This window comes from Kineococcus sp. GCM10028916 (assembly GCF_042674865.1).
GTDB lineage: Bacteria > Actinomycetota > Actinomycetes > Actinomycetales > Kineococcaceae > Kineococcus.
Map to the genome: position 1 here is coordinate 177,904 of NZ_JBHTFM010000018.1, position 18,588 is coordinate 196,491.

Sequence of the window (18,588 nt, forward strand, 5' to 3'; positions counted from 1 at the left end):
TCAGGTCGTCCGCAGCAGCGGGGCGCAGGAGTCCAGGAAGGCCTCGAGGTCGGCCTCGGCGCGGTCGGCGGGGACGTCGAAGGTGTCGGTCAGGCGGACCAGCAGGTCCGCCCGCGTGGTGCCCTCGACCAGGAGCGGCCACAGCGTGACGCCCGCTCCGGACACCGCGTGGTAGGTCGAGGTGGCGGTGTCGAGGACCACGATCTGGTCGTCGACCTCGTTCCACGCCAGCTCGTCCGCCCGGACCGCGACCAGTGACTGACCTTGCTCGTTCACGAGCACAGAGTAAGCGCACAGCGACACTGAGGCAGGACGGTTGGTCGTCGTCACGCAGGGTGCGCCCAGGCCCCGATCCTCACGGCATCCTCACTGCGCTGCGTGACGCCCCGCGCACCCCGGGGGCAGGACCTCCGTCTGGTACGCCTGCGCCTGCAACGTGTAGAGCTCCGCGTACAGCCCACCCCGGGCCAGCAGCTCGTCGTGGGTCCCGGTGTCGTCGACGCGTCCCTCGCGCAGCACGACGATCCGGTCGGCCTCGCGCACGCTGGAGAACCGGTGCGAGACGAGGACGACCGTCCGCCCCGCCATCAGCTCGCGGATCCCGGCGAAGAGTTCCGCCTCGGCGCGGGCGTCGAGGGCGGCGGTGGGTTCGTCGAGGATCACCAGGTCCGCCCCGCGGTAGAACGCCCGGGCCAGCGCCACCCGCTGCCACTGCCCGAGCGAGAGGTCGACCCCACCGGGCAGTTCCGCGCTCAGCGGCGTCGCGTAGCCCGCCGGCAGCCGCCGCAGCAGGTCGTCGGCACCGGCCTGGCGGGCGGCCGCCGGCACCGCGGAGGCCTCGTCGCCGCGACCGGTCCGGCCCACGGCGATGTTCTCCTGCCCGCTGAACTGCCACTGCACGAAGTCCTGGAACACCACCGCGATCTGGTCGCGCACCGAGGTCTCGTCCAGACCCGCGACGTCCTCGCCGTTCCAGCGCACCGCACCGGAGTCCGGTCGCAGCAACCCGGCGATCAGCTTCGACAGCGTCGTCTTCCCCGACCCGTTCTCCCCCACCAGGGCGACCACCTCCCCGCGCCGGACCGACAGCGAGACCCCCTGCAGCGCCGGCCCGCCACCCTGCGGGTAGCCGAACACGACGTCGTCGACCCTCAGTTCCTCGAAGGCACCGGCCGCCGGTCCCGGAGGGCGGGCGGCCTCGGCGCCCAGCTCCAGGAACCCGTGCAGGTCGTCCAGGAACAACCCCGACTCCAGCACGTTCCCCACGCCGCTCGCCAGCGTCTGCAACCGCGACGCCAGCAACGGGGCCGCCGCACCCGCCGCCCCCGCGTCGGCCAGCGTCATCCGCCCCGAGTCCACCAGCCACAGCAGGATCGCCACCGTCGCGACGACGCTCGCCGCGGTGAGCACCTGGGCGAGCAGCGTCAACCGCATCCGCCGCCCGACGTGGGCCGTGAGGTCCTGCTGGTAGCGGTCGAGCAGGTCGTCGTAGCGCTCCCGGAGTTCACCGGCCAGGTCGTAGGCCCGCACCTCCTTGGCCTCGCGGCGACCCGTCAGCGCGGAGCGCACGTAGGTCCGGACCCGGTAGGCGGTCGCCTGCCCGACGGCGAAGTCGAACTCGAGGCGTCCCCCGCGACGGGTGAGCAGGAGCAGCGGAACCCCCGCGAGGACCAGGACCGGCAGCAGCACGGGCTGGATCGTCCAGAGGGCGATCACCAGCCCGACCGACCCCACGAGGCCACCGAGGATCCCCACGAGGCCCTGCGCGACACCGACCGGACGCGACACGGCGTTCGTCGTCACCCGTTGCAGCCGGTCGTAGAACGCGGGGTCGTCGAAGCGGTCGAGGCCCACCCGGGTCGTGGTGTTGAGCACCCGGTCCCAGACCGCGCGCTGCACGGCCTCCGAGAGCAGCCGCATCCGCTGCCCGCGCACCGCCCCCGCCAGCCCGGCGAGCAGGCTCACCCCGGCCAGCGTCACCAGCGGGCCCGCGGCGGCCCGCAGCAGATCGCCCTCGGCGCCGCTCGCCGCGCCGGTCGTCGCGCCGCCCCCACCGCCCAGGACGCGGGTCAGGGCCTCGCGCCCCACCAGCACCTGCACCGCGACCAGGGCCGACCCCAGCAGCTGCACGCCGAAGATCAGGACCAGGTCGCGGCGGCGGGCGCTCCAGCACAACCGCAGCGCCTCGACCACCAGCGTCGGCAACGACCCGAGCCGGCGCCGTCGGGAACGGCGCTCGCGGGCGATGCTCACCGCGTCCACCCGTGGTGCGGTGCTCAGCGGTACTTCACCGCCGCCGCGGCCCGTCCGTAGCGCATGTAGAACGCCCCGACGACGTAGGCCGCGCGACTGCGGGGCCCTGACAGCTCCCGGGCCCGGAGCGCCCGCAGGACGGAGCCCACCGGGGGGGCGAAGGCCTTGAGCGACAACTCACCCGGCGGGTTCTCGCCCGCGCGGACGCGCAACTGCCGACCGTGCTGGACCCGGCACAGCTTCTTCCACGCCTCGGCGTAGGACTCCCGCGCCGGGTGGGCGACGACGGCGTCGTCGACGTAGGTGAGGGGGAAACCCGCGGCCACGGCCCGGCCGCACCACTCGGCGTCCCCGCCGGAGGGGAGGTCGGCGTTGAACGGGCCGACGACGTCGAGGACCTCGCGCGGGACGACGATGTTCGCGGTGACGGCGAAGCCCCGCGGGACGGTGCGGTCCTGGCGGAAGGCGTTGACGACCTCGAAGGCCTCGACGGGGTGCGGGCGGGTGTCGTCGCGGGCGTAGACGCGGACACGGCCGGCGACGACCTTCGCGCCGGCCTCGATCGCCCGCAGCGCACCCGAGATCCACCCCGGGTCGGGCAGGGTGTCGGAGTCGGTGAAGGCGAGGACGTCGCCCTTCGCCACCGCGAGCGCCGCGTTGCGGGCGGCGTAGGAGCCAGGGCGGGTCTCGACGAGGAACTCCACCCGGGGGTCGAGGTCGGCGACCCGGCGCTGCGGGTGGGCGGAACCGTTGTCGGCGACGATCACGTGCAGCGCGTCGGCCGGGTGGTCCTGCGCGAGGACGGCGCGGACGCAGTCGATCAACCGGGGATCGTCCTTGGTGGGGACGATGACGTCCACGGACATGGGGTTCGGGGTGTTCGTGGACCTGGGGTTCGAGCTGTTCACGGGGTCGTCGCTCCTCTCGCTCGTCGCCGCATGGTTGCACACGCTTCGTTGCGCTCAGATGACCTGGCGTAGCATCCTCGCGCCGTGACCCCGCCCGATCAGACGACCCGTGACCCCTCCGAACCCGGCCGTCTCCCCGGGGGCCTCCCGAGGGTCTCCGTCATCGTGCCCGTGCACGACGGCACCGCCCTCCTGCGCACCTGCGTGCAGGCCCTCCTCGCGCAGGACTACCCGGGCGACCTGATCGAGGTCCTCGTCGTCGACAACGCCTCCACCGAGGACGTCGCCGCCGCGTTGCCGCCCGACCCCCGGGTCCGGCTGCTGCACGAACCGGTCCCGGGTTCCTACCGGGCCCGCAACGCCGCCCTGCCCCACGTCCGCGGGGAGGTCGTGGCCTTCACCGACGCCGACTGCCGGCCGCACCCGGACTGGATCACCCGAGGGGTGGCCGCACTGCGTTCGCAGCCCGACGTCGCGATGGTCGGCGGCCGCGTCGACCTGGTGTTCCGGGAGGGGCACCCGGTGACGGCCTGGGAGGTCTACGAGGCGGCGCACGCGTTCCCGCAGCGCGACTACCTGGCCAAGCAGCACTTCGCCGTCACCGCCAACGTCCTCACCTGGCGCACGACCCTCGAGGAGGTCGGGGGTTTCGACGCCCGCCTCGCCTCCCGCGGTGACGCGGAGTGGGGCCAGCGGGTCGCGCGCAGCGGTGGGAAGCAGGTCTACGCCGACGACGCGGTCGTCGACCACCCGGCCCGCGCGACGTGGAAGGAGATGTGCGGCAAGACGTTGCGGGTGGCCCGGGGCCGTCGCGACGTCGACGTCTCCCGTTCCCGCGGCCGTCGCCACTTCCTCGGTGTCGCCGCGGCCCACGTCCGGCTCGGGGTGGTGGGCCTGGCCCGTCCGGTCGCGGCGAAGGAGTTCCGCCCGACCCCGGCCGCGACGCTCCGCTACGTCGCGGCGTACTCCACCGCGCGTGTCCTGTTCGTCGGGGTGAACCTCGCGACCGGTCTGCGTCCCCGGTCGGGACCGCGCAGCGTCGAGGTCCCCGAACCCGTCGTGAACTCCCAGGAGGTGGGCCGGTGAGCGGTCAGGACGTGGTGTTCTACGGCAGCAGTCCCTGGGACGAGACGTGGCTCACCGAGCACTACCTCGCCGAGGCGTTGAGCCGCGACGGCCGGGTCCTCTTCGTCGACCCGGCGTTCAGCGTCCTGACGGTGCTGAAGCGCCGGCGCGGGGTGCGGGCCGTGCGCGGCGTCGTGGAACTCCTGGCCCGTCCGACGCGGACCGAGGGTGAGGTCACGGTCGTGCGCACCTCGTCGCTGCCGAAGAAGGAGAACGCCCTGGTCCGCCGCGCCTCGGCGCCGTGGCGACGCGCGCAGGTGGCGCGTGCGGTGAAGGCGGCCGGGCTCGACGTCGGCGTCGTGGTGACCGCGGCGGCCTTCGACGACAGCACCTGGATCCCGCGCGGCGCGGTGAAGGTCGCCATCGTCAAGGACTGGCTGGAGGCCGGTGCGCACCTCACGGGGTTGTCGGCGCAGGTGATCCGCGAACGCCAGCGACGCACCTGGGAGATCGCCGACGTGGTCTGCGCGATCTCGACGCGCCTGGTCACCCGACTGGCCGAGGAGGGGGTCACGGCCCGCCTGCTGCGCCACGGGTCCCTCGCAGGACGTTTTGGATCGACTGCGGCGCAGGCGGTTCCCGAACCCCTGGAACGTTTCCCGCGGCCGCTGATCGGGGCCGTCGGCCGGGTCGACTCGCGCTGGGACCACGCCGCGCTGGCCGAGGTCGCCGACCGGAACCCCGGGGGTTCCGTCCTGCTCATCGGCCCGGTCAGCCAACGGATCGACCGCGCGGAGCTCGACGCCCTGCTGCGTCGCCCGAACGTCCACCTGCTCCCGCCGGTGCCGAACACGGAGGTTCCCGCCTGGGTCGAGGCGCTGGACTGCAGCACCGTCCCCTACGTCGACGACCCGTGGCAGCAGTACGCGTCGCCGCTGAAGATCTGGGACTACCTGCGCGCCGGGACCCCCATCGCGGCGACGGGCTGCCCGGCGCTGGGGGAGTTCCCGGAGGGGCTGGTGCACTTCTCGCTGCCCTCGCGCGACCTGCCGAAGCTCGTCGAGGCCGCGCTCGCGGAACCCTCCCGGACCCGCGCGGAACGCCGGACCTACGCCGCGGCGAACACCTGGGACGACCGGGCGGCGCAGCTGCGGGAGATCGTGGCGGAGACCGCCCGCTGACCCGTCGTCGTGACCCGCGGGTCAGGCCGGGTGGCCGGCCTGCGGGTGACGGGGCAGGAAGTCGGGCAGGTCCGTCACGTCGGCGGCGAACGGTCCGCCCAGTTCCAGACCGCGCACCAACCGGGCGGCCAGCGCCGACCACGTGAACAGCGGCGAGCGGGCCGCGGCCCGGGCGCCCGTCGCGGCCGCCACCACGGGGTCGGCGAAGCGCAGCATGGCCGCGTGGACGGCGTCGGTGTCGGTGGGTTCCACGACGACCCCACCGTCGCCGATGAAGTCCGCGGACCCCCCGTTGGAACCGCCGATGCTGGGCAGTCCTGCGGCGGCGGCCTCGGTGAACACGACCCCGGCGGGTTCGTACAGCGACGGCATCACGAAGCAGGTGGCGTCGTCGAACAACTGCTGCAGGCGGGCCCGCCCGGCGGGTTCCCGGCGCGGGATCCTCCCGTGCGTGCGCACCCCGGGGGCCGAGATCGGCGGGTGCCCGCCGACGACGTCGAGGGTCGCGTCGGGGTGCACCGCCTGGACCCGCGCGAACGCCTCGAGGACGCGCGGTCCGTTCTTGCGGGTGAAGTCCAGCCCGACGAAGAGGTAGCGCGGGGGCGTCTGCTCGCGCGCCGGCGTCCGGGGCTGTTCGTGGGTTCCCGCCCCGACGACGCGGACGTGCTCGGCGGGGACGCCGTAGTCCTGCTCGGCGGAGTCCGCGGCCCAGCTGCTGGTCATGCAGCACGTCGTCGCGGAGCGGTAGACGCGGGTCTGCAGCGCCAGGCGGGAGTCGACGTCGCGGCGGCGCATCGTCTCCCAGTTGACGTAGGGGTAGCGCAGCGCCTGCGCGACGGTCATGTCGTCGTAGACGACCCGGGGCAGCGCGGTCCGGACCTCGTAGCCGCCGCCGAGCTGGACGACGCCGTGCAGGCCCTCGAGCCGGTCGAGGCGTCGCTGACCGGTGACCGTGCGCCCGGCGGCCAGGTGCGCCCCGACGAGGGCGGCGCTGTAGCCGCGCTGGAACCGTTCGCGCGCAGGGCGTCCGGCGCCGCCGCCGCGGTGCAGCGGGGCCAGCGCGGCCGCCGCGTAGCGTTCGACCTTCGCCCCGGGCCGGACGTCGACGGGCACGACGTCGACCCCCCAGCCGCGCAGGCCCTGCAGCACGCCGTAGGGCGTGCCCGAGCGCACGGTCGGGTCGGTGGCGTCGCCGGGGAAGAGGACGGCCAGCCGCAGGCCCCGCAGCGGCTGCTGCGCGTGGTGCCCGTGGTGCCCGTTGTGCCCCTGGTGCTCGGCGGTCACCGGGCCACCGCCTCGCCGCGCAGCCCGGCGACGTGGTCGGCGACGACGTCGGCCCGGGGCAGGGCACCCGCGGCCAGCGCCTGCGCCAGCGAGGGGGCCTGCTCGTCCTTGCCGGACAGCGTCAGCTCCAGCGGGCGGCCGTCACGCCCCTGGGTCGGCCACGCGATGGCGAGGTCCGGGTCCAGCGGGTGGATGCCGTGCTCGCGGTCGGGGGCGTAGCCCTCCGAGCAGAGGTAGACGACCGTCGACCCGTCCGCGAGGGAGAGGAACGCGTGCCCGAGCCCCTCGGAGAGGTAGACCGCGCGGCGGTCGACGTCGTCGAGCAGGACGGAGTCCCACGTGCCGAACGTCGGCGACCCGACCCGCAGGTCGACGATCACGTCGAGGACCGCGCCGGCCGCGCAGAACACGTACTTCGCCTGCCCCGGAGGGACATCGGCGTAGTGCACACCGCGCAGGACCCCGGCCGCCGAGACGGAGCAGTTCGCCTGGGCGAGGTTCAGGCCGTGGCCGAGCGCGGCGGTGAAGGCGGGTTCCTTGAACCACTCCATGAACGTTCCCCGGTCGTCGCCGAACTGGCGGGGGGTGATCTCCCAGGCGCCGGGGACGTTCAGTTCGCGTGTCTGCACGTGGCGGACCCTATCCGCTCGTCCGGAGCAGGCGGAGGGCTGTGCGTGACATCACGGTCACCGTAGGGTGTCGCCCGAGAACGCCCGCGGGGCCGGGCGTTCCGAACTCAGGAACGGGGGAGTGCGTGCGCTGGATCGTGGCGGGAGCGGGCGGGATGCTCGGCACCGACGTCGTGGAGGTGCTGCGCGCGGCGGGGCACGAGGTCGTCGGACTCACCCGGGCCGAGGTCGACGTGACCGACGTCGAGGCCTGCCGTCGGGTCGTCGGGGCCGTGGGGGCTGTCGACGTCCTGGTGAACTGCACCGCGCACACGGCCGTCGACGCGGCCGAGTCCGAGGAGGGTGCCGCGTTCGCGGTGAACGCGGTCGGAGCCCGGAACCTGGCCCTGGCCGCACGGGACGCCGGTGCCCGGTTCCTGCACGTCTCCACCGACTACGTCTTCGACGGCGAGGCCGACGAGCCCTACGCTCCCGACGCGCTGCCGGCCCCGCGGGGAGCCTACGGACGCACCAAGGCCGCGGGGGAGTGGGCGGTGCGGGCCAGCGGGGCCGACGCCCTGGTCGTGCGGACGGCCTGGCTCTACGGCGAGCACGGAGGGTGCTTCCCCAAGACCATGGTCACCGTCGGGCGGGCCCGCGGGGCGCTGTCGGTGGTCGACGACCAGGTCGGGCAGCCGACCTGGACCCGGGACGTGGCGCAGCTGCTGCTGCGGCTCGTGGCGGCGCAGGCCCCGGCGGGGACGTACCACGCGGTGGCCGCGGGTCGGTGTTCGTGGTTCGACTTCGCCGGGGCGGTGCTGGCCTCCGCCGGCCTCGACGCCGTGGAGCTGAAACCCACCACGAGCGCGGAGTTCGTGCGTCCCGCCCCCCGCCCGTCGTTCTCGGTCCTGTCCACCGCGAACCTGCCCGGGGTGGGGGTCGAGCCGATCGGGGACTGGCGCGAGCGCTGGGACGTCGCCGCAGCGACCGTCCTGGCCGACGGGGAAGTTCTCTAGAACTTCTTCCCGAAAAGCGGGTCGTGACGCACAGTCGCGTCCTATGGTCGGCGCGTGACGAACTCGCCCTCCGCGTCGCCCACCCGGCGTCGCGCGGTCCGTACCGTCTTCGTGCTCGCCCTGTGCGCGCTCCCGGTCCAGGTGGTGGTCCGGGAGGTCGTGGGGGAGCCCTACCCCGGTCTCTACCAGCCCTCGTTCGGGGGTGTCCCCCTGACGGGGGGCGAGGCGACGACCACCGACGCGGTGGTCACGCTCGACTACGCCGACGGACGCACCCGCGCGATGTCCATGGCCGATGCGTTGCCGCCCACCGGGATCCTGCCGCGCTACGTCTTCAGCCGGGGTTTCCGCGACCAGGCCACCGCCGACGACCCCCGGACGGTCGCGTGGTTGCGGGAACGCTTCGCCGACGACCCCGGCGGTCCGGTCACGGGTTTCGACGTCCAGTGGCAGCAGGTCGGTTACTCCGTCACCGACGGCTCCCGCCGCGTCCTCTCCGACGGCCGCCACGTGCACGTCGACCTCGGGGGGACCCGGTGAGCAGCGTGTCCCGCGGCGTGTCCCGCGGCGCTGAGGTCTTCGACCGGTGGGTCTCCCGCGGTGACGCCACCCCGCGCGACCTGGGGATCTACCGCATCGTCTTCGCGCTGCTGATCCTGCTGTCCCCCCCGAGCTTCCGCTGGGTCTCCCAGTTCCCCGACTCCTTCGTCAACGGCCCGGCCGGACCGTTCGCGTTGCTGCACCGCGTCCCCCCGGACGGTGTGCTGCTGGGCCTGGAACTCCTGGTCGGGACCTGCGCGGGGTTCCTGCTGGTGGGGTTGTTCACCCGCACCGCCTCGATCGTGCTGGCCCTCGCCCTGGTGGGCGGGTACGGGACCGTCTACAGCCTGGGCAAGATCGACCACACCATCTTCCTCGTCATCGTCCCGGTGCTGCTCGCGTTCGCGCGCTGGGGCGACGCGGTGTCGGTCGACGCCCGGCGGCGGGGAGCGGGCGCTCCGGCCGCCGAGACCCCGCAGTGGCCGCTGCGCCTGCTCGCCCTGCTCGTCGGCCTGGGGTTCCTGACGGCCGCCGTCCCGAAGGTGCTCAGCGGCTGGCTGGACCCGCGAACCCATGCGGTGCAGGGGGTCATGTTCACCCAGTACTACGTCAACGACCGGACGGACCTGCTCGCCGGGCACTTCATCGGTCTGCACGACGGGGTCTTCTGGGAATCCGTCGACGTCGCCACCGTGCTGCTCGAGGGCCTGCTCGTGCTCACCGTCCTGAACTGGCGCTGCTGGCGGGTCGGGATCGCGATCGCCTCGCTCTTCCACCTCGGCGTGCTGCTGATGATGAACATCGGGTTCTCCGGCAACGTCGTCACCTACGCCGCGTTCGTGCTCTGGGCACGGTCGCCGCTGCTGCGGCGGGAAGTCCCCCGGGCCACTGCGGCGCAGCGCCTGGCGGCCCGCCCCGGATCCGCCCGGCTCACCCCCGTCGCGGCCGGGGTGCTCGCCCTGGCGCTGGGGGTCGGCGCGGTGCTGCGCCCGGAGGCGTGGGCGGTCCCGCGGCTCAACCAGGTCGTCGTCGTGGTGGGCGCGGTGCTCGCGCTCTGGTACCTGGTGCACGTGGCCAGGGACCTGTTCGGTCGCCTCCGCGGTGGCCGTACGGTGAGCGTCGTGGACGAATCCGCCGGAGTCAGACCGTGATCGGACGCGCGACCGTCGTCGGGGCGGGACCCAACGGGTTGTCCGCGGCCGTGCTGCTGGCCCGCGCCGGGTTGGAGGTCACCGTCCTCGAGGCCGCCGACAGCATCGGCGGTGGGGTCCGCAGCGCGGAACTCCTCGGCCCGGGGGTCGTCAGCGACCTCGGGTCCGCCGTGCACCCCTTCGGCGTGGCGAGCCCGTTCTTCCAGAGCCTGCCGCTGGAGCGGCACGGGCTGCGGTGGCTGCACGGCCGCTACCCCCTCGGCCACCCCCTCGACGACGGCCCCGCCGGGCTGCTCGAGGGCGACCTCGACGCGACGGCGCGGGAACTCGGCCGGGACGGCGCCGCCTGGAAGGCGCTCTTCGCCGGGCCCGTGGAGCACTGGGAGTCCCTCGTCCCCCAGGTCATGGGTCCGTTGCTGCGGGTGCCGGCCGACCCGCTCGTGCTCGGCGGGTTCGGGGTGAAGTCGGTCTGGCCGGCGAACCTGGTGAACCGCACGCTCTTCCGCGAGGACCGGGCCCGGGCTCTGTTCGCCGGGATGGCCGCGCACGCCCTGCAGCCGCAGAGCCGCCCGCTCACGGCGGCGTTCGGGATGCTCTTCGGGGCCGCCGCCCACGCCACCGGGTGGCCGGTGCCCCAGGGGGGCGCCCAGGCCATCGCGACCGCGCTCGCGGCCGAGCTCGCCGAGCACGGGGGCACCGTCCTGCTGAACCACCCCGTGCGGACCCTGGGGGACCTGGAGGTCGCCGGGACCGCGGACGTGACGCTGCTCGACCTGACCCCGCGCCAGCTGTTGCGCATCGCCGGCACCGCGTTGCCGCCCCGCTACGCGGCGCAGATGCGGCGCTGGACCTACGGCGCGGGCGCGCACAAGGTCGACTACCTGCTCGACGGGCCCGTCCCGTGGCGCGATCCGCGGCTCGCCGGAGCCGTCACGGTGCACCTCGGCGGGAGCGCGGCGCAGGTCGCGGCGGCCGAGGACGACGTCGCCCGCGGGCGCCACCCGGACCGGCCCTTCGTGCTCGTCGCCCAGCAGGACGTCGCCGATCCCGGCCGGGCACCGTCCGGGCAGCACGTGGTGTGGGCCTACGGGCACACGCCGCAGGGGTCGACCGACCCGGGCACGGGGGAGCGGATCGACCGCCAGTTCGAGCGCTTCGCGCCGGGGTTCCGCGACCGGGTCCTCGCCCGGGTCGAGACGACGCCGGCGGCGTTGGAGGAGCAGAACGCCAACCTGGTCGGGGGCGACGTCGGGGGCGGTGCGCTGACCCTGCGTCAGCAGGTCTTCCGGCCGGTCCTCGGTCTGGACCCGTACTCGACGCCGCTGGAGGGGGTCTACCTGTGCTCCTCCGCGACCCCGCCCGGCGGCGGGGTCCACGGCATGTGCGGTTTCCACGCCGCCACCCGGGCGCTCACCGACCTCGCCCGGCGGCGCCGCACCGGCCGCTGACTCAGGCGTGCCGGCCGCGGGCCAGCAGTTCCAGCAGGTAGCTGCCGTACCCGCTCTTGACCATGGGGCGGGCGCGTTCCTCGAGCTCGGCGTCGTCCAGCCAGCCCTGGCGCCAGGCGACCTCCTCCGGGCAGCCGATCTTGAGCCCCTGACGGGCCTCCAGCGTGCTGACGTAGTTCCCGGCGGCCAGCATCTGGTCGAACGTCCCGGTGTCCAGCCAGGCCGTCCCGCGCGGCAGCACCTCGACCTGGAGCTGACCGCGTTCGAGGTAGGTCCGGTTCACGTCGGTGATCTCGAGTTCCCCGCGCGGGGACGGTCGCAGGGCCTTGGCGATCTCGACGACCTCGGAGTCGTAGAAGTAGAGCCCGGGGACGGCGAAGTTGCTCTTGGGGTCGGTGGGCTTCTCCTCCAGCGACAGCGCCTGCCCGGCGTCGTCGAACTCCACGACGCCGTAGGCGGTGGGGTCGCCCACCCAGTACGCGAAGATCGCGCCGCCCGTGAGGCCGTCGAAGCGGCCGAGCTGGTTGCCCAGTCCGGGGCCGTAGAAGATGTTGTCCCCCAGGACCAGTCCGACGGTGTCGGAACCCACGAACTCGTCCCCGATGACGAACGCCTGGGCGAGACCGTCGGGAGAGGGCTGGACGGCGTACTGGAGGTTCACGCCGAACTGCGAACCGTCGCCCAGCAACCGCCGGAACCCGTCGGCGTCGTGCGGGGTGGTGATGACCAGGACGTCCTGCACACCGGCCAGCATCAACGTCGAGAGCGGGTAGTAGATCATCGGTTTGTCGTAGACCGGGACGAGCTGCTTGCTGACCCCCCGGGTGATGGGGTGCAGTCGCGTGCCGGATCCACCGGCGAGGATTATTCCGCGCATGACACCGTAGTATGTCGGTCCATGAGACTTCTGGTCACCGGCGGTGCAGGTTTCATCGGCAGCCACTACGTGCGGTCCGCCCTGACGGGGGTGCACGGGGCCACGGGGATCGATTCGCTCGTCGTCCTGGACAAACTCACCTACGCCGGCAACCCGCGCAACCTGGACCCGGTGGCCGGTGACCCCCGGTTGGAACTGGTCGAGGCCGACATCACCGACGCGGCCGCGGTCGACGCGCTGATGGCCCGCGCGGACGTCGTCGTGCACTTCGCCGCCGAGAGCCACGTGGACCGATCCATCGACGGCGCAGCGGGTTTCGTCCACACGAACGTCGTGGGGACCCAGGTCCTGCTGGACGCCGCGGTGCGTCACGACGTCGACAAGTTCGTGCACGTCTCCACCGACGAGGTCTACGGCACGATCCCCGAGGGTTCCTGGCCCGAGGACCACCCGCTGGAACCGAACAGCCCCTACTCGGCCTCGAAGGCCTCCAGCGACCTGCTGGTGCGGTCGTTCCACCGCACGCACGGGTTGCCGGCGTGCATCACCCGCTGCTCGAACAACTACGGCCCGTACCAGTTCCCCGAGAAGGTCATGCCGTTGTTCATCACGAACCTGATGCGCGGCGGGACGGTTCCGCTGTACGGCGACGGCCTCAACGTCCGCGACTGGTTGCACGTCGACGACCACTGCCGCGGGATCCAGCTCGTCGTCGACGGCGGTCGTCCCGGGGAGGTCTACAACATCGGCGGGGGGACGGAACTCACCAACCGCGAACTCACCGAACGGATCCTCGAGGCGTTCGGGGTCGGCTGGGAGCGCGTCCGCGAGGTCGAGGACCGCAAGGGTCACGACCGCCGCTACTCGGTCGACATCTCGAAGATCTCGGCCGAACTCGGCTACACCCCTCAGCACTCCTTCGACGAGGGTCTGGCCGAGACGGTCCAGTGGTACCGCGACCACGAGGCCTGGTGGGCCCCGCTGCTCGAGAAGGTCTCCACCGCGAGGTGAGGGGAGACCCGGAGGTCGGTTCCCCCCGCGGGTCATCGACCTCCGGGTCGGTTCCCGGGTGACGCGGACGTCACGGTGGAACTCAGAGCACCAGCGGCCGGGCGTCCTCACGGAGGTTCACGACACTGCTGGCGGCCAGGACCAGGTCCTCCGGGGTGACCGCGTCGGCCTCCCGCACGACGGCGAGGCCGCGGTGCTTGAGCATGTCGGCGATCTGTTCCTGGTGGTCGTCGACGTGCTCGGAGAACTCGGCCCGCCGGGGGATGAGGACCGGGAGCTTGCCGGCCCCGAGAGCCTCCAGGGCGACACCCGTACCGGCGTGGGCGATGACCAGGTCGGCCTCGCGCATCGCCGCGGACAGTTCCTGGGCGGGAACCGCGGGACGGGGGTCGAGCACCGGCAGGCCGGTGGTGTCGGTGGTCCCGGTCTGCCAGAGGACCTCGGCCCCCAGGTCCTGCAGGAGGGGGGCGATGCTCTCGACGAGACGGCGGAAGCCGTAGGTCCGGGAGGTCCCGAGGGAGACCACGACCTTGGACACCTTGCGGCGTTCCGGCAACTGCTCCGGCTCCCAGCCGTCGAAGACCGAGCCGGCGTACTTCCACTTCTTGGAGGCCCAGGAGGCGTTCTGCGTGTAGAGCTCGACGCCGGGGATCCGGGCCAGGAGCCGGCCGCTGAGGCTCGGTCCGTGGGTGCGGGTCGCGCTCTCGATGTAGTAGGTCTTCGTCCCGTGCAGGCGGGCCTGCGGCAGGACGGAGACGGCGAGGCTGGAGCCGGTGCTGACGACGGCGGAGATGCGTCCGCGGCGGAACAGCGACGAGGCGAGGACCGCGTTGTGCAGCGCGGCCCGCAGGTCGCGGGTCGGTCCGGGTTTCACCCACAGCACGTCCTCGCCCTCCAGGAGGGACAGGGACTGCGGGGTGGGGACCGTGACCCAGCGGAAGGCGTCAGCGATGGGCAGCCGCTTGGCGAGCGACTTGAGCTGAGCCAGGTGTCCGCCGTCATTGGCCACGAGAAGTGCAGTCATGGGCGTCCTCGGGATCGCGGTCGCCCGGACGGGCGAACCTGTGACGAACCGCACCCTAGCGAGTGCTGAGCGTGACCGCTAGGAGGCGATCGTCACACTTCCGCCGTACCGTGCGCACTCGAAGAGCCGATCGTCGTTGCCCGATCGTGATCGGATCCTCGAGAAGCGCAGGTCAGGTGCCCTGCCGCAACCCTGGGACGAAGCGGCCGGTCAGATCCAGCTCGGCAGCCACATCCGCCGGCTCCAGGACTCGTAGGGGATGACCTGGGCCGTGTAGACCGGCCAGAAGAAGGCGAAGCAGGCGACGGCGAGCACCACGACCGCACCCGCCACCGCGGCGCCCCCGCGCCGCCGCCACAACGCCGCCTCGACGGCGACGCCCCGGCGCAGCACGGCGGTGCTGGGGTCGGGGCCGAGGACCAGCCCGAGGACGTGGACCACCGCCAGCACCACGAACGGGACGAAGACGACGGCGTAGAACGTGAAGATCGTCCGGTGCTGGTACTGGAACCACGGCAGGTAGGCGCCGGCGTACCCCGCGAGGATCGCCCCCGCCCGCCAGTCGCGGCGGAAGAACCAGCAGAAGAGGAGGACGAGCAGCGCGAGGAGCCCGGCCCACCAGATCACGGGGTTGCCCAGCGAGGTGATGGCCTTCGAGCAGTTGTCGACCGTGCAGCCCTCCACGCCCGACGTCTTGGCCTCGTAGAAGAAGGACGTCGGACGTCCCTGCACGAGCCACGACCACGGGTTGGCGGAGTAGGGGTGGGGGGAGTCCAGACCGACGTGGAAGGCGTAGGCCTGCTGGTGGTAGTGCCACAGGCTCCGCAGGGCGTCCGGAACGATCCCGCCGGCCCCCCGGGAGGGGTGCACCTCGCCCCACTGCCGGTCCCAGCCGGCGTCGCTGCGGAACCAGCCCACCCACGAGGCCAGGTAGGTGGCGACCGCGATCGGGACCATCAGCACGAACGCGCCGATCCCGTCCCGCCAGAGCGCGGCGGGCAACCAGGGCCGCACCCCCACGGCCCGCCGGGCGCCGGCGTCCCAGAAGACGGTCATGACCCCGAAGACCGCGAGCACGTAGACGCCCGACCACTTCACCCCGCAGGAGAGCCCCAGGCTCACCCCGGCGGCCAGCCGCCAGCCGCGGAAGCCGATCCGCGGGCCGAGCCCGTCCACCCCGTGGACGGCGACGGCCCGGGCGAGGCGCTCGCGCGCGTGGTCCCGGTCGATCAGCAGCAGGGCGAAGGCGACGAGCACCCACCACATGAGGAAGACGTCGAGGAGGCTGGTGCGGCTCTCGACGAAGTGCTCACCGTCCACGGCCAGCAGGACGGAGGCCGTGACCCCGAGCAGCGTGGAGCGGAACATGCGCCGCGCGATCCGGCCGATCAGCAGGATCGACAGCGTCCCGACGAGCGCCGCGGAGAAGCGCCAGCCGAAGGAGGAGTCGATGCCGAACAGCCACTCCCCGAACGCGATCATCCACTTCCCGACCGGCGGGTGGACGACGAAGTCACCCTCGGTGCCGAAGACGTTCGGGGCGCCGTGGGTGAAGAGCTCGTCCGGCTTCGCGATGCTCGAGTCGTTGCGCAGCTCCACCCCGTGCAGCAGCAGCGAGTACGCCTGCTTCACGTAGTACGTCTCGTCGAAGACGAGCTGGTGGGGTCGGCCGAGCTGGAAGAAGCGGAGGAAGCCGCCGATCGCGGTGACCAGCAGCAGCGGCAGCCAGGCCCGACGCCAGGACTCCCCGGTGATCTCCGAGGAGGTTCCCAGCAGCCGTTCGCGGGCATCACCCGGACCCGGTGTGCGGGGCGTGGCGACGGTGTCCACCGCGCTCACGCGGGACCTGCCTGCTGCTTCGCGATCACCGATCCATCGTAGGCACGCAGGTCTGCGCCCGTGGGTACGGCACGATGGCGGCCCGACAGTGCGGCACGGTGGCAGCCCGACAGTGCGGCACGGTGGCAGCCCGACAGTGCGGCACGGTGGCAGCCCGACAGTGCGGCACGATGGTGCCGTGAGCGGGGACAGCGGTACGGGACGACTGGTGCTCGCGGGGACCCCGATCGGCAACGCCGGGGACGCGACCCGGCGGCTGGTCGACCTGCTGGAGACCGCCGACGTGATCGCCGCGGAGGACACCCGCCGGCTGCACCGCCTGGCCGGGGCGCTGGAGATCACCCCACGCGGTCGCATCCTGAGCTACCACGAGCACAACGAGACCGAGCGGACCCCGGAGCTCGTCGACGCCGTGCGCCAGGGCTCGGTCGTCGCGCTGGTGACCGACGCCGGCATGCCCTCGGTGTCCGACCCGGGCTACCGGCTGGTGCGCGGGTGCGTGGACGCGGGACTCCCGGTGACGGTCGTCCCGGGACCGTCGGCGGTGCTGACGGCCCTCGCGGTGTCGGGTCTGCCCAGCGACCGGTTCGCCTTCGAGGGCTTCGCCCCGCGCAAGCCGGGGGAGCGGGCCCGGGTCTTCGCCGACCTCGCCCAGGACCCGCGGACCCTGCTCTTCTTCGAGTCCCCGCACCGCACCGGGGCCACGCTCGCCGCGATGGCCGAGGCGTTCGGGGCGGACCGCCCGGCCGCGGTGTGCCGGGAACTGACCAAGACCTACGAGGAGGTCGTGCGCGGGACGCTGGCCGAACTCGCGGTCTGGGCCCAGGGCGAGGTCCGCGGCGAGGTGTGCCTGGTCGTCGCGGGTTCCACCGGCCCGCAACGGGTCCCCGAGGTGGGGGAACTGGTGGAGGAGGTCTCCGAACTCGTGCAGTCCGGTTACCGGATGAAGGACGCCGTGAAGGTCACCGCCGGTCGCCACGGAGTTTCCGGGCGCGAGTTGTACGACGCGGTCACCCTGCAGCGCCGGGCAGGGGCTCCGACGACCCCGAACTGACCACGGAGAGTAGTGTCACCGCCGTTCACCCGATCGCCGCACCGGAGTGGACGACCCAGTTGACACCGGGGACCGCCGAAGCATTGAGGACACACCCGTTCTCGATACCTGGAGGCTCCCGTGACCCCCCCACGCGCCCTCGCAACTCCGCACCCCCGCACCACCACCCGCACGTCCAGCCGTTTCACCCGCGTCCTCGCCGGCGTCGCCGCGGCGGCCGCCCTCGTGGTCGGCGGGGTTTCCGCCGCCGTCCCCGCGCAGGCCGGGGTGAACCCCTACATGACCTACGAGGGGAGTTCGGTCAACAGTGCGAACGTCCCCGCCACCACCGTCGACATCTCGACGCTGACCGGCGTGAAGTTCGACCGCGGGACCTACTACGTCAACGACGTCGTCCAGGGCGGTTCGATCGGCGGCGTCGCGCTCGCCGGGAACTACTACGCCGGTGAGGGCGAGGTCGACCTCACGGGTCTCTACGGTTCGGTCAAGGTCGTCGCGAAGCTGTACAGCGGCAAGTACATGGTGCAGTCGGTCACCAAGTACCTGCGGGCCGTCCCGATCGTCACGAACACCATCCCCGTGGGTTTCCCGACGGCGGACACCACCGGCGTGCCGGCCTGGGTCACGCTGACCCCCTCCGCTGCGCTCGACGTCTGGACCCCGGGCGCGGTGCTCGACGGGCTCGACGTGCAGGGGTGCCTCTCCGTCCACGTCCCCGACGTCACCGTCCGGAACTCCCGCATCACCTGCACCGACGAGACGCTGCGCGCCGTCAGCCTCACCGACGCCCCCGGGTTCGTCATGGAGGACTCCGAGATCGTCTCCGACGGCAGCGCGCAGGTCGCGATCGGCTGGGGCGGGTACACCCTGCGCCGGGTCGAGATCCGCGGCACCCAGGACGGTCCGCGCCTCGGGGACGACGTCTCGATCAGCGACAGCTACGTCCACGGCCTCGTGCGTCACGACGGCGTGCACACCGACGCCATGCAGTCGACCTCGGGGTCCAACATCGTGGTGAGGCACAACACCCTCGACCCGCGTCAGGACGGGTCGGACGACTTCCTGAACTCCGCGGTCCAGCTCGGCACCGAGACGGGTCCCCAGCGCCTCGAGAACGCCCTCTTCGAAGGGAACTTCTTCAACGGTGGTTCCTACTCGGTCAACGTGTCCTGCTCGGCCAACGTCACGAACGTGGTGTTCCGGGGCAACGCCTACGGGCACGGCAACCGCTACGGGGCAGCCATCGCCAACCCCGGCGTGACGTTCACGCAGGACCGGTGGGTCGACACCGGCAACCTGATCAAGGTCGCCCCCGCCTGCTGATCCGGG

The 18,588-nt window shown here is 72.9% G+C and carries 17 protein-coding genes; 9 read left to right on the forward strand and 8 right to left on the reverse strand.

The genetic code is table 11. The annotated features are described in order from the left end of the window. The 3 genes from ACFQ46_RS19905 to ACFQ46_RS19915 form a co-directional block, all read right to left on the reverse strand. Positions 1-276 carry a PqqD family protein gene (locus ACFQ46_RS19905; RefSeq protein ID WP_380261315.1) on the reverse strand — a complete coding sequence of 92 codons (276 nt, stop codon included), beginning with the start codon at positions 274-276 and terminating at the stop codon, positions 1-3. A 90-nt stretch (positions 277-366) separates the two neighbouring features. Beyond that, positions 367-2,253 carry an ABC transporter ATP-binding protein gene (locus tag ACFQ46_RS19910; protein WP_380261317.1) on the reverse strand — a complete coding sequence of 629 codons (1,887 nt, stop codon included), beginning with the start codon at positions 2,251-2,253 and terminating at the stop codon, positions 367-369. Positions 2,254-2,276: 23 nt separating this feature from the next. Continuing rightward, entirely contained in the window at positions 2,277-3,119 is an 843-nt protein-coding gene (locus tag ACFQ46_RS19915) for a glycosyltransferase (protein WP_380261319.1), read from the reverse strand. A 126-nt stretch (positions 3,120-3,245) separates the two neighbouring features. On the opposite strand from ACFQ46_RS19915, the gene ACFQ46_RS19920 reads away from it, so the two are divergent. Together ACFQ46_RS19920 and ACFQ46_RS19925 are read left to right on the forward strand one after the other, a co-directional pair. Continuing rightward, a complete protein-coding gene (locus tag ACFQ46_RS19920) occupies positions 3,246-4,247 on the forward strand; it encodes a glycosyltransferase (protein ID WP_380261321.1) in 1,002 nt (333 codons plus the stop codon). Further along, positions 4,244-5,407, forward strand: a complete 1,164-nt coding sequence (locus tag ACFQ46_RS19925; protein ID WP_380261323.1) for a glycosyltransferase — start codon at positions 4,244-4,246, stop codon at positions 5,405-5,407. Before ACFQ46_RS19920 ends, ACFQ46_RS19925 begins: the two co-directional genes overlap by 4 nt. Positions 5,408-5,428: 21 nt before the next feature. Here ACFQ46_RS19925 and ACFQ46_RS19930 read toward each other — a convergent pair whose 3' ends face one another. Together ACFQ46_RS19930 and ACFQ46_RS19935 are read right to left on the reverse strand one after the other, a co-directional pair. Next, positions 5,429-6,691 (reverse strand): glycosyltransferase family 4 protein, encoded by a 1,263-nt coding sequence (locus ACFQ46_RS19930; RefSeq protein WP_380261325.1) that lies wholly within the window; start codon positions 6,689-6,691, stop codon positions 5,429-5,431. After that, positions 6,688-7,320: a dTDP-4-dehydrorhamnose 3,5-epimerase family protein gene (locus ACFQ46_RS19935; RefSeq protein ID WP_380261327.1), complete on the reverse strand. Its 633-nt coding sequence runs from the start codon at positions 7,318-7,320 to the stop codon at positions 6,688-6,690. The genes ACFQ46_RS19930 and ACFQ46_RS19935 overlap by 4 nt, the downstream gene beginning before the upstream one ends. Positions 7,321-7,445: 125 nt before the next feature. Here ACFQ46_RS19935 and rfbD point away from each other — a divergent pair, with 125 nt between their 5' ends. Genes rfbD through ACFQ46_RS19955 form a run of 4 tightly spaced genes read left to right on the forward strand, consistent with a single transcriptional unit; the run spans position 7,446 to position 11,454 of the window. Beyond that, positions 7,446-8,315, forward strand: coding sequence for a dTDP-4-dehydrorhamnose reductase (gene rfbD / locus ACFQ46_RS19940; protein ID WP_380261329.1), 870 nt, complete (start codon positions 7,446-7,448; stop codon positions 8,313-8,315). Positions 8,316-8,369: 54 nt separating this feature from the next. Continuing rightward, complete coding sequence (locus tag ACFQ46_RS19945) at positions 8,370-8,855, forward strand: hypothetical protein (protein WP_380261331.1); 486 nt, start codon at positions 8,370-8,372, stop codon at positions 8,853-8,855. Next, complete coding sequence (locus ACFQ46_RS19950) at positions 8,852-10,006, forward strand: HTTM domain-containing protein (RefSeq protein WP_380261333.1); 1,155 nt, start codon at positions 8,852-8,854, stop codon at positions 10,004-10,006. The genes ACFQ46_RS19945 and ACFQ46_RS19950 overlap by 4 nt, the downstream gene beginning before the upstream one ends. Beyond that, on the forward strand, positions 10,003-11,454 hold the full coding sequence (locus tag ACFQ46_RS19955) for a phytoene desaturase family protein (protein ID WP_380261335.1): 1,452 nt from the start codon (positions 10,003-10,005) through the stop codon (positions 11,452-11,454). The genes ACFQ46_RS19950 and ACFQ46_RS19955 overlap by 4 nt, the downstream gene beginning before the upstream one ends. A 1-nt stretch (position 11,455) precedes the next feature. Here the strand turns inward: ACFQ46_RS19955 and rfbA are convergent, their stop codons facing one another. Beyond that, positions 11,456-12,331: a glucose-1-phosphate thymidylyltransferase RfbA gene (rfbA, locus tag ACFQ46_RS19960; RefSeq protein WP_380261337.1), complete on the reverse strand. Its 876-nt coding sequence runs from the start codon at positions 12,329-12,331 to the stop codon at positions 11,456-11,458. A gap of 21 nt (positions 12,332-12,352) precedes the next feature. On the opposite strand from rfbA, the gene rfbB reads away from it, so the two are divergent. Then, positions 12,353-13,342, forward strand: coding sequence for a dTDP-glucose 4,6-dehydratase (rfbB, locus tag ACFQ46_RS19965; protein WP_380261339.1), 990 nt, complete (start codon positions 12,353-12,355; stop codon positions 13,340-13,342). Between the two features lie 82 nt (positions 13,343-13,424). Here the strand turns inward: rfbB and ACFQ46_RS19970 are convergent, their stop codons facing one another. Both ACFQ46_RS19970 and ACFQ46_RS19975 read right to left on the reverse strand, forming a co-directional pair. Next, on the reverse strand, positions 13,425-14,366 hold the full coding sequence (locus ACFQ46_RS19970; protein WP_380261342.1) for a glycosyltransferase: 942 nt from the start codon (positions 14,364-14,366) through the stop codon (positions 13,425-13,427). Positions 14,367-14,576: 210 nt separating this feature from the next. Further along, positions 14,577-16,205, reverse strand: a complete 1,629-nt coding sequence (locus tag ACFQ46_RS19975; protein WP_380261344.1) for a dolichyl-phosphate-mannose--protein mannosyltransferase — start codon at positions 16,203-16,205, stop codon at positions 14,577-14,579. A 178-nt stretch (positions 16,206-16,383) separates the two neighbouring features. On the opposite strand from ACFQ46_RS19975, the gene rsmI reads away from it, so the two are divergent. After that, a complete protein-coding gene (gene rsmI / locus ACFQ46_RS19980; protein WP_380261346.1) occupies positions 16,384-17,259 on the forward strand; it encodes a 16S rRNA (cytidine(1402)-2'-O)-methyltransferase in 876 nt (291 codons plus the stop codon). 120 nt (positions 17,260-17,379) lie between these two features. Beyond that, positions 17,380-18,582, forward strand: a complete 1,203-nt coding sequence (locus ACFQ46_RS19985) for a hypothetical protein (protein ID WP_380261348.1) — start codon at positions 17,380-17,382, stop codon at positions 18,580-18,582. Positions 18,583-18,588: the final 6 nt, after the last annotated feature.